Source organism: Pseudomonas fluorescens, from assembly GCF_002837185.1.
GTDB lineage: Bacteria > Pseudomonadota > Gammaproteobacteria > Pseudomonadales > Pseudomonadaceae > Aquipseudomonas > Aquipseudomonas fluorescens_AM.
The window spans coordinates 246,271-256,686 of sequence record NZ_KZ477990.1 but is presented as its reverse complement, the minus strand read 5'-3'; the positions used below and the strand labels follow the sequence as shown (position 1 = coordinate 256,686).

The following is a 10,416-nucleotide window of genomic DNA, read 5'->3' as shown; positions in this document are numbered from 1 at the left end:
CAAGAGCAAGAGCAAGAGCAAGAGCAAGAGCAAGAGCAAGAGCAAGAGCAAGAGCGACTCGCTTCGCATCGTGGTTACGGTTGAGCGCTTCGGGGTTGTCGATACCTATGTTTTGTTCGCTTAACTACTGGCATTAAGGCTTGCCCGCTCCCATTTTGGAAAGAGCCGCTAGACAGCCGGCGGCTGGAGCGCAGCGGCCCTGCGCTGGTCCAGTTGCTTGTTGAAGTCCAGCCACGCGGCAAACGCAATCATCATGGCGGCCCCGACCAGCGCGGTGAATACCTGCAGGGCGAAGGTATCGCCGGTCAGCGCATTGACCATGTCCGCCAACGGCGCCAGTACCACACCCAGGCAAAATACTTCCAGGGAATAGCGCCCCATTCGCGCCAGTTGCCGTGCCAACCACTGTTGCGTCCAGCCGACACCGGGGAGCAATTTCGCGGTGACATAAGCCAGCGCCAGGAAGTGCAGCAAACGCACGGGTGACAGGTCGGTCTTGCTGATGGGGTACAGCCATTCGCCGATCAGGCGCGGCATCCAGGCATCGTGCACTTCGGGCCAGCGCCACGACAGGGTGATCAGGCACGTCGTCACCACATAAGCCGCAGCCGCGATGAACAACGGTTGACGCAGCAGGGCGCGCTGTTCAATCGGGCGCGCCGCACGCAAGGCCGCTGCGCCGCCAAGGATAAACAGGCATTGCCAGGTGATCGGGTTGAAATACCACACCCCGCCGTTGCTGGCCGGCAGGTTCCAGCCCTGCCAGGGCGCCAGCAGGTAGACCGTCACAGAAATGCCCACCGCCACCCTGGGCACACGCAACAGCAAGGGCAGCGTGAGCGGCAGGCTGAGAATCAGCACGATATACAGGGGCAACGGGTCGGTCAGGTTGGGTTTGAAGCGCAGCAGCAACTCATCGACCAGGGCCTGCTGGGTATTGTTGAGGAAATACTCCAGGCCCATCTCCTGCACCAGGTCACGGGTTTCGATATGGCTGTTGGCGAAAATCACGATGCCCATCAACAGCGCCAGCAGAAAAATATGCACCACGTAGAGCGTCCACACCCGGCGCAGGATTTTCAGGCAGGCGATGAGATAGCCGTCGCGCTGCAGGATCTTGCCGTACGCCAGCACCGCCGCGTAGCCGGCCAGGAAGACGAAGATTTCGGCGGCGTCACTGAACCCGAAGTTCTGCACGGTGACATTGGCCAGGGGGTTGTGGGGCACGTGATCCCAGAAAATGAAGATCAACGCCAGGCCCCGAAAAAAATCGATGCGCGGGTCGCGTCCGTTCAGCATGGCTGCGGGCTCTTGAACAAGTTGTTGAATGAAGATTAGCGAGCGCAGGCGTTTTTGTACGCCACGCGTCGGGCGGGCGCAGGTTGGCGGTATTTGTAAGCAATTGCAAAGGCTGGGTATTACCGAATGTCTCGATGGCCTGCCCGGCGTCCGGGCAGGCATCCACTGGATGAATCAGGCAGCGGCCACTTCATGCGGCTCAAAGCTATCTGCCCGCGCCATCTGCCACATCCGCGAATAGAACTCGCCGTTCACCTCGCCGGTGAGCAACTCGCCCGGTTTGAGGAACACATGCAACTGCGAGAACAGTTTGATCTCGGTTGCCGACATGCGCCGCACCAAGTGCTTGGCCGACAGCTGCGACGGATGATCCAGCCCGGCGGCGGCGAGCATTTCCGCCAGGGCATGGAGGGTGTTGCGGTGGAAGTTGAATACCCGCTGGGCCTTGTCCGGCACCACCAGCGCCCTTTGGCGCAGCGGGTCCTGGGTGGCGACACCGGTCGGGCATTTGTTGGTGTGACACGACTGCGACTGGATGCAGCCGATGGCGAACATGAAGCCGCGCGCCGAGTTGGCCCAGTCGGCGCCGATGGCCAGCACACTGGCAATGTCGAAGGCACTGACAATCTTGCCGCTGGCGCCGAGCTTGATCTTGTCGCGCAGGTTCAGGCCCACCAACGTGTTGTGCACGAATAGCAGGCCCTCGCGCAGCGGCACGCCAATGTGGTCGGTGAACTCCACGGGGGCGGCGCCGGTACCGCCTTCCTTGCCGTCGACCACGATAAAGTCCGGAAGGATGCCGGTTTCGAGCATGGCCTTGGCAATGCCCATGAACTCCCACGGGTGGCCCAGGCAGAACTTGAAACCCACCGGTTTGCCGCCGGACAGCTCACGCAGTTGGGCGATGAATTGCATCAGCTCGATGGGCGTGGAAAATGCACTGTGGCGCGACGGTGAAATACAGTCTTCGCCCATCAGGATGCCGCGGGTGTCGGCGATTTCCCGGGTGACTTTGTGCTTGGGCAAAATCCCGCCATGGCCGGGTTTGGCGCCCTGACTCATCTTGATTTCGATCATGCGCACTTGCGGGTCCTGCGCTTGCACGGCAAAGCGTTGCGGGTCGAAACGGCCATCGCTGGTGCGACAGCCGAAGTAGCCGCTGCCCAGCTCCCACGTGAGGTCGCCGCCGTTTTCGCGGTGGTAGGGGCTGATGCTGCCTTCGCCGGTGTCATGGGCGAAATTGCCAAGTTTGGCGCCCTGGTTCAGCGCGCGGATCGCATTGGCACTGAGCGAGCCGAAGCTCATCGCCGAAATATTGAACACCGACGCCGAGTACGGCTGTGTGCACTGCGGGCCACCGACTATCACGCGAAAGGCGCTGGGGTCGCTCAACGGTGCGGGCCGCATGGAGTGGCCGATGAACTCGAAGCCCGACTGATACACATCGATCAAGGTGCCGAATGGTTTATCGGCGGTTTCGTTCTTGGCACGCGAATACACCAGCGAGCGCTGGGCCCGGGAGAAGGGCAGGGCATCGCTGTCGGATTCGAGCAGGTACTGGCGGATTTCCGGGCGGATGGCTTCCACCAGGTAACGGATATTGCCCAGGATCGGGTAGTTGCGGCGCACGGCGTGGGGGCTTTGCAGCAGGTCGAAAATGCCGATCAGGCTGAGGAGTCCGGTGATTATCGTGATGGGCCACAGCCATTCGTGTTCGATAAAGGGCAGGCTGGCCAGGGTGAATATGATGCATGCGGCAAAGAACGCGTAACGGCTTAGTAACGACAGGCTCATACGGTTTTTTCCTTGGTTCGGACTCTTGAGGTCGATCCGGCATTCTGCGCCTGTACCCAAACAAGCGACAAGGATTGAAGGCCCTGTCGCGGCAGGCGCACAGGCGCAAGCCATGGAACTGTTGGGGGGACCGCGGCCACTATCGGTACAGGACGCCCGCTTTTTCATGCATCTGGAGTCATCGCCCATGCCGATCTCGTCTGCTGTTTCCGCCCCTCCCATTGTCAATCAAGGCCAGCCTCTGGCGATCGGTCGTGAACAGTCTGTCGCTCAACCCGAGCAGCGGAACAAACCTGCTCCAGACGAGGCTTCCCGCGTGAACCGCGACGGCACTCAACCGGGAAAACTTCAGCGGTTTGCCGCCGAGGCCGGCAAGAATCTGTGGTTTATCCCAGGCATGAGTAACGTGTTGTTGGGCATTGCAAAGGCCAAGTCCAACGGCGAAAGCGCTGTCAGTGGCGCACTGGCCGGGTTCAACAAAACCTGCGCAGATGGTTTTGACCAGGCGCTTGTCGGCGCGGCCACAGGGGATTACAAGGCCGTCGCCAAAGGCTACTTCGACGCGGTGAGAAAGAACGACGCCACGCCCAGCGCCGTCAAAACCGGATTGCACGAGGCGTCGGATGCGGTGGGTCTGGCCACTGCGCTAAGCGCCAAAAAAGCGTGACAACGGTTCGATCGGGCAATGGGCTATTGCAATCCGTTCTCGTTTAGGTGTTTAATTAGTGTTACTGTATAACATATTAAAGCACCCAGACGCCCCGGAGGCCTAATGAAAGCTGGTATCCATCCCGACTACCGCACCGTGCTGTTCCACGACACCGCCGCCGACGTGTTCTTCCTGATCGGCTCCACCGCCGACAGCGATCGCACCCATCAACACAGCGATGGCAACACCTACCCGTACATCCCGCTGGACGTCTCGAGTGCTTCACACCCGATCTATACCGGCCAGCAACGCAAGACCCAGGTCGAAGGCCGGATCGCCGGGTTCAACAAGCGCTTCGCGTCGTTTGGCTCGAGCTCGAAAAAAGCCGACGAATAAGAACGGCCGGCGGCGTGCCCTACGCCGCCGTCTGCCGGATCGGCAACACCACGCGAAATGTCGTCCCTTTGCCCAGCTCACTGCTGACCGAGATATCCCCCCGGTGTTTCTTGACGATGCCGTAGGACAGTGAAAGTCCCAGCCCAGTGCCTTCGCCCACCGGCTTGGTGGTGAAGAACGGGTCGAAAATCTTCTGCACGGTGTCGGCGGCAATGCCGCAGCCGTTGTCCGCCACTTCCAGCCAGATAGTGTCGCCCTCCACGCCGTTGCTGATGGTGATGGTGCCGCGCTCCGGCCCCATGGCCTGGGCGGCGTTGATCACCAGGTTCATCACCACCTGGTTGAGCTGCGAGGCCAGGCATTCGATGTCCGGCAGCGGCGTGTAGTGCTTGATCACATCGGCCTTGTACTTGAGTTCGCTGGCGACGATGTTCAGCGTCGAATCGATGCCGTGTTGCAGGTTGGCGAACTGCCACGTCTGGTCGTTATCCACCCGCGAGAAGTTCTTCAGGTCCTTGACGATCTGTACCACGCGGCCAATACCCTCCTTGGACTCACGGATCAGCACCGGAATGTCTTCCCTGAGAAAGTCCAGTTCCAGCGCCGTGCGCAATGCCTCGAGCCGGTCGCGCGGGTCCTGTTGCGCGATCAACGCTTCGCTGTGCTGATACGCCTCCAGCATCTGTTGCAGCTGGTTGAAATAGCGCTCCAGGGTGCTGAGGTTGGATGAAATGAAACCCACCGGATTGTTGATCTCATGGGCGACGCCAGCGGCAAGTTGCCCCAGCGATGCGAGCTTCTCCGACTGCACCAGTTGGCTTTCCAGGTGCTTGCGCTCGTTGATTTCCAGTTGCAGCGCCTGGGTGCGTTGTTCCACCAGTCGCTCCAACTGCAGCGTTTGCAGGGAAGCACGCCGGGCCATGTCCCATTTATTGGCCAGGGTATTAGCCATTTGCTGGACTTCAATGTTGTCGAACGGTTTTTTCAGGATCAGCAAGCGGTCATAAGCGTGCAGGCGAGACAGCAGGTCGTCCCAGGAGTAATCCGAGTAGGCGGTGCATACCACCACTTGCAGGTCAGGGGCGACTTTCCACAGTTGCTCGATGGTCTTCACGCCGTCCCAGCCTTGGGGCATGCGCATGTCAACAAAAGCCAGCGCATAAGGGCGCTGCTGCGCCATGGCGCTCATCAGCAAACCCAGGCCTTCTTCGCCGCCATAGGCACAATGCAGTTCGAACGCCTCGGCTTGCGGTGTGGCGGTGTCGCCGAACAGCGCCAACTCCATATCGTCCAGCGCCTGGTTGGTTGGCGCGCTGGGCATCAGGATCTTGCGAAAATCCTCATGAATGGAGGGGGTGTCATCGATCAGCAGGATGCGCCGGTTGGGAGGCTGGTTCATACGGTACTTCCTGCAAGGGTCAAGGGAATCGTCAAGGTAAACACCGCGCCAAGGCCCGGCCCGTCGCTGTGGGCCGTGAGCTGGCCGTGCATTTCCACGGCGGCCAGCGCGCAGCTGTGCAGGCCGAAGCCGTGGCCTTCCTTGCGGGTGGTAAACCCGTGGGTGAAGATCCGCGTCATGTTCTCGGCCGGTATGCCCTCGCCATCGTCCTTGACACTGATCTGAAGCCTGGCGTCAGCTGTCTGCTCGACCGTCAGGGTGATTTGCCGTGGCCGTTCGGACAGCGTGGACATGGCGTACTTGGCGTTGCTGATCAGATTGACCATGATCAGCAGCAGCCGATGTTTGTCTCCCAGGATCTGCGGCACCGGCGCGTACTGCTTGACCACCGTGACATGGTGACGGCTCAGCGCGCCGGCGTTCATGCGCAAGGCGTCGTCCATCAGCGCGCCGATATCGACCGGTTCAAGCAACGAGGAAGCGCCGGCATAGGATTGTTGGGTTGAAACGATGTCCTTGATGTGGTCGACGCTCTTGCTCAGTTGCGTCAACTCCTCGCTCATGCCGTGCTGCTCGATGGCAATCGCCTCCACCAGTTGGTTCAGGTAGCCCGGCAGCAATTTGCCCTTTTCATCCTCGGTGAGAAAGGTGCCCAGGTCGCCCTGATGCGCGTTGATCAGTTGCATGGCTTTGCCCAGGCCCTGGGCCTTGCTGCTGCGCAGTGTGCGGCTGACCAGGTCGGCGGAAATATTCACACTGTTGAGCACGTTGCCGACGTTGTGCAGCACATTGGTGGCGATCTCCGCCATGCCCGCCTGGCGGGCACTGTCCAGCAGCTCGCTCTGGGCATCCTTGAGTTGTTGCGTGCGCCGTTCCACCCGGTGCTCAAGGGTTTCGTTGGCCGACTGCAAGGCGCGGTTGACGCGGTTGATCTCGGCGAAACTGCGCAGCAGGCGCACGGCCAGGTAGAGCAGCAGCACCACCAGCAACGTCGAGAACACTAAAAGGTAGCGATGGTATCGATGATTGACGAGGTCGGTGGCCTGCTGCTCCTGATTGAGGTGGGTGGTCAGCGCGTCGAGGCGCTCGGCCACGGGCACGGCGGCAATCCGCTCAAGCAGGCTGTTGACCACCGGCTGTTCGCGCAGGATCAGCGAAATATGGTTGCTGAGGATATCCACCGGCGCCTGGAACTCACTGGGCAGGCTCTGTTTGTTGATCGCCAGTTTGCCCAGGCCTACCAGGATATCGGCGGCGCGCTCGTCGCTGGTGACCTGGGCGAACTCCAGGCTGCTGAGCAGCAGGTCGTAGGTGTCGGTGGCCACGCCTTGCAGTTGCAGCCGGCCTTCATCGTCAATGGCGTTGAATTGGGCCTGGATGTCATCTTCGGCGGTCGGCAGAAACGCCAGTGAGTTGCGCAGCACGGCGTTGTGGGATTTGAACTGGTCCACCAGCCGGGCTTTTTCCTGGATGGCCGTCTGATACGCCGCCCGGCTGGCCTGCCAACCCGGCAGGTCGGTAGCGCTGTGGTAGGTGTCGCGACTGTCGAGTTCTGCCCAGATGCGGGTCATTTCCGTCAGTGGCATGACCAGCGGATCGTAGTCGTGAGTGATTGCGATCCGCGCCTTGAGCACTTCGCTGTCCCATTGCGCATTGAGCTGCTGGAGCTGGCGGATCAAGTCCCGTGACTGGGTGTAGGTGGCCGCCTGGTCGCGTGAGGACTTGAGGTACAAAAACACCAGCGTGGAGGCGAGCAACAAGGTCATCAGGCCCAGCAACACTTGGCTGGCGCGGCGGCGATACAGGCGTGTCAGTCGTCTCATAGCGGCTTGCCCGCCCATTCGCCGGTCAAGGTCTTGAGAAACTGCACAATCAGGTCCTTGTCTTCCTGGGAAGGGGTGCGCCCCAACTGGTACTTGAACATCACGTCAACCGCTTCTTCCAGGGTCGTGGCCAAGGCGTCGTGGAAGTAGGGGGCGGTGACGGCTACATTGCGCAGGCTGGGCACCTTGAACACATGGCGGTCCTCTTCGTCCTGGGTCAGCAGGTAGCGGCCCAGGTCCGCCTCGACCGGATTGCCGCGGGCCGTGAAGTAATCGCCCATCACGCCGAATTTCTGAACCATGTTGCCGCCGATGTTCACGCCCTGGTGGCAGGCGATGCAGCCATAGTCCTTGAAACGCTGGTAGCCGTACTTTTCCCGCGTGGTCAGGATCTCGGTGTTACCCAGCAGGTATTGGTCAAACCGCGAATTGGGCGTCAGCAGCGTGCGCTCGTAAGTTGCCAGTGCGTTTTGCACATTGGCGGCGCTGACGCCATCGGGGTACGCCTGCTTGAATGCGTTCTGGTAGGCGGGCAGGGCAGAGAGATTGCGCACTACGGTTTGCCAGTCGCTGCCCATTTCCACCGGGCTGATCACGACTTGTTCGACCTGGGCTTCCAGCGTGTCCACCCGACCATTCCAGAACTGTTTGAAGTTCAGGCTGGCGTTGAATACCGATGGGGTGTTGAGCTCCACCGGTTTGCCGTCAAAGCCGATGGAGAACGGTTTGTTGTCGGCCCCGCCCGCTTCCAGCGAGTGGCAACTGGCGCAGGACAACCTGTTGTTGACCGACAAGCGCGGCTCGTTGAATAACTGGCGACCCAGCTCGACCTTGGCCGGGTCCAGTACTGGCACCGTCGGCAAGGGCTTGAGCGCTTCGTTCAGCGGCGCGGCTGATAGCGGCGCGCCGGTGCCCACGCACAACACCAGCATCAGACCCAAACGGTGATTGGAAATATTGCTCAAGCGAGCACTCCTTGCAGGCCTAGGGCGATTGATCGGGCATCAGTGTCGCGCAGTCCGCTTGCAGCAACTGGACGAAATCCTTGGGCGGCAACGCCTTGCTGAAGAGAAAACCCTGAGCTTCTTCACAGTGCCTGGCTTTCAGGAAATTCAGTTGTTCGACGGTTTCCACGCCTTCGGCAATGATGTTCAGCTCCAGGCTCTTGCCCATGCCGATGATAGCGCTGATCAGTTGTTCATCCTGGTTATTTACACTGAGGCCGCGCACGAAGGACTGGTCGATTTTCAGCACATCGATGGGAAAGCGCCGCAAGTAGGTGATGCTGGAGTAGCCGGTGCCGAAATCATCCAGGGCCAGGCGCACGCCCATGGCCTTGATTTTTTGCAGGGTATCGACGGTTTCGTCGACATTCTGCATCAGCACGCTCTCGGTGATTTCCAGTTCCAGTTGAGTGGGCGGCAGGCCGGTCTCTTTCAGGATGGCAACCAGGTTATCGACGAAGTCCCGTTGGCGAAGGTCGATTGCCGAGATATTCACCGACATGCACAGCGGCGCCAGGTCCATCTCGCGCCAGGCTTGGGCTTGTAGGCAGGCCTGGCGCAGTACCCACTGGGTCAGGCGCACGATCAGACCGCTGTCTTCGGCGATCGGAATGAATTCGGCCGGGCTGGCCCAGCCGGTGGGTCGGCACCAACGTGTCAGCGCCTCCGCGCCGACGATGCGCCCGGAGTCCAGATTCAGCTTGGGCTGGTAGTGCACCACGAACTCATCGCGTTCCAGCGCCTGGCGGATCGCGCTCTCCAGGTTTTGCTGGTGCCGGGCGCGCAGGTTCATGTCTTCGGTATAAAAACTGAAGTCATTCTGGCCGCGTTCCTTGCAGGTGCGCATGGCGGTTTCAGCCTGTTTGACCAACCCCACCGCGTTGCTGGCGTCGTTGGGGTAAATGCTGATCCCCACGCTCGCGGTCACGCTCAGGTCATGGCCCGCGACGTGACGCGTCGTGCTGACGGCATTGAGTACCTTTCGCGCAATAAGCTGGGTTTGCTGGGGATGCAGGATGTCGTTGAGCACAATCACGAACTCGTCGGCGCCGTAGCGAAACACCGAGTCCGACGCGCGCACCGTGGCTACCAGGCTTTGGCTCACTTGTTGGAGCACCTCGTCGCCCGCCGGGTAGCCCAGGGCATTGTTGATGCGCTTGAAGCGGTCGAGCCCGATAAACATCACCGCCAGTTGCGTGTCATGCCGCCGGCCCAGGGCGATGGCCTGGGTCAACCGATCACCGAGCAGCGTGCTGTTGGGCAGCTCGGTCAAGGCGTCGTAGTGCAACAGGTGCGAGACCTTGAGCAGTTCCTGTACGCGTTCTTCGATGGTGCATTCCAGGCCGATCACCTTGAGCGCGGCGTCCTGGGCCAGTTGCCATTTCCAGGTCAGCGCATTGGCCATCTGGCGGATTTCCAGAGCGTCGAAGGGTTTTTTCAGGATCAGCCACTGATCTTCGTATTTCAGGCGCGCTTCGATGGCCTCGAAGGAGTAGTCGGAATAGGCGGTGCACAACGCTATTTGCAGGTTGGGATCGACGTCCCACAGCTGTTCGATGGTGTGCAGCCCATCCCAGCCGGGGGGCATGCGCATGTCGATAAACACCATGGCGTAGGGAGCCTTGGCCTCCAGTGCCTTGTTTACCAGCGCAAGCGCTTCCTGGCCCTGGTAGGCGGAGTCCAGCTCAAAAGCCTGGCGTACTGGCGCGGCAGTGCCGAACAGGGCTGATTCCAGGGCATCGAGGGAGGGCTCGCCATACTCGTCGGCACAGAGGATTTTGCGAAAGTCCTGGTGGATCGAAGCGGTGTCATCGACGATGAGTATGCGACGGTTGGCGCGTGCCGAGTCCGGATTCATGGCGCGCTCCGCAGCTGCAAAGGGTTCGAAGGCATAACGATTCCTTCCGTGGTGCTACAGCTGAACGACGTGCACATCTGCTGTGACAGCATAGTTGAGTTACCTTGATATCGACGGCTACTTCGCGTCAAATCGACACCGTATACGTGTTATAGCGGTTCAATTTCGCGTAACTTGATTTAATTTGAAGGCAG

General features: G+C 60.4%; 8 protein-coding genes. 2 read left to right on the top strand and 6 right to left on the bottom strand.

Features of this window, described 5'->3' with window-relative positions:
* Positions 1–168: 168 nt before the first annotated feature.
* Positions 169–1,299: an OpgC family protein gene (locus CIB54_RS08440; protein ID WP_101219482.1), complete on the bottom strand. Its 1,131-nt coding sequence runs from the start codon at positions 1,297–1,299 to the stop codon at positions 169–171.
* A 174-nt stretch (positions 1,300–1,473) separates the two neighbouring features.
* A complete protein-coding gene (locus CIB54_RS08435) occupies positions 1,474–3,093 on the bottom strand; it encodes an FMN-binding glutamate synthase family protein (RefSeq protein WP_065951777.1) in 1,620 nt (539 codons plus the stop codon).
* 187 nt (positions 3,094–3,280) lie between these two features.
* On the opposite strand from CIB54_RS08435, the gene CIB54_RS08430 reads away from it, so the two are divergent.
* Complete coding sequence (locus CIB54_RS08430) at positions 3,281–3,760, top strand: hypothetical protein (protein WP_157829696.1); 480 nt, start codon at positions 3,281–3,283, stop codon at positions 3,758–3,760.
* Positions 3,761–3,865: 105 nt separating this feature from the next.
* Positions 3,866–4,138, top strand: a complete 273-nt coding sequence (locus tag CIB54_RS08425; RefSeq protein ID WP_101219478.1) for a type B 50S ribosomal protein L31 — start codon at positions 3,866–3,868, stop codon at positions 4,136–4,138.
* Between the two features lie 19 nt (positions 4,139–4,157).
* On the opposite strand, the gene CIB54_RS08420 is transcribed toward CIB54_RS08425, so the two are convergent.
* The 4 genes from CIB54_RS08420 to CIB54_RS08405 are packed head-to-tail and all read right to left on the bottom strand — an operon-like array spanning position 4,158 to position 10,222.
* Positions 4,158–5,537: an ATP-binding protein gene (locus CIB54_RS08420; protein ID WP_101219476.1), complete on the bottom strand. Its 1,380-nt coding sequence runs from the start codon at positions 5,535–5,537 to the stop codon at positions 4,158–4,160.
* Positions 5,534–7,360 (bottom strand): DAHL domain-containing protein, encoded by a 1,827-nt coding sequence (locus tag CIB54_RS08415; protein WP_232790535.1) that lies wholly within the window; start codon positions 7,358–7,360, stop codon positions 5,534–5,536. Before CIB54_RS08415 ends, CIB54_RS08420 begins: the two co-directional genes overlap by 4 nt.
* Positions 7,357–8,325, bottom strand: coding sequence for a cytochrome-c peroxidase (locus CIB54_RS08410; protein ID WP_101219474.1), 969 nt, complete (start codon positions 8,323–8,325; stop codon positions 7,357–7,359). The genes CIB54_RS08415 and CIB54_RS08410 overlap by 4 nt, the downstream gene beginning before the upstream one ends.
* A 19-nt stretch (positions 8,326–8,344) precedes the next feature.
* The gene (locus tag CIB54_RS08405; protein ID WP_101219472.1) at positions 8,345–10,222 is read right to left on the bottom strand and encodes a putative bifunctional diguanylate cyclase/phosphodiesterase; all 1,878 of its coding nucleotides are present in this window, start codon (positions 10,220–10,222) and stop codon (positions 8,345–8,347) included.
* Between the last annotated feature and the right edge of the window lie 194 nt (positions 10,223–10,416).

Coding starts and splice junctions, on each gene's coding strand:
- CIB54_RS08440 (WP_101219482.1), bottom strand. CDS start 1,299: ATGCTGAACGGACGCGACCCGCGCATCGATTTTTTTCGGGGCCTGGCG.
- CIB54_RS08435 (WP_065951777.1), bottom strand. CDS start 3,093: ATGAGCCTGTCGTTACTAAGCCGTTACGCGTTCTTTGCCGCATGCATC.
- CIB54_RS08430 (WP_157829696.1), top strand. CDS start 3,281: ATGCCGATCTCGTCTGCTGTTTCCGCCCCTCCCATTGTCAATCAAGGC.
- CIB54_RS08425 (WP_101219478.1), top strand. CDS start 3,866: ATGAAAGCTGGTATCCATCCCGACTACCGCACCGTGCTGTTCCACGAC.
- CIB54_RS08420 (WP_101219476.1), bottom strand. CDS start 5,537: ATGAACCAGCCTCCCAACCGGCGCATCCTGCTGATCGATGACACCCCC.
- CIB54_RS08415 (WP_232790535.1), bottom strand. CDS start 7,360: ATGAGACGACTGACACGCCTGTATCGCCGCCGCGCCAGCCAAGTGTTG.
- CIB54_RS08405 (WP_101219472.1), bottom strand. CDS start 10,222: ATGAATCCGGACTCGGCACGCGCCAACCGTCGCATACTCATCGTCGAT.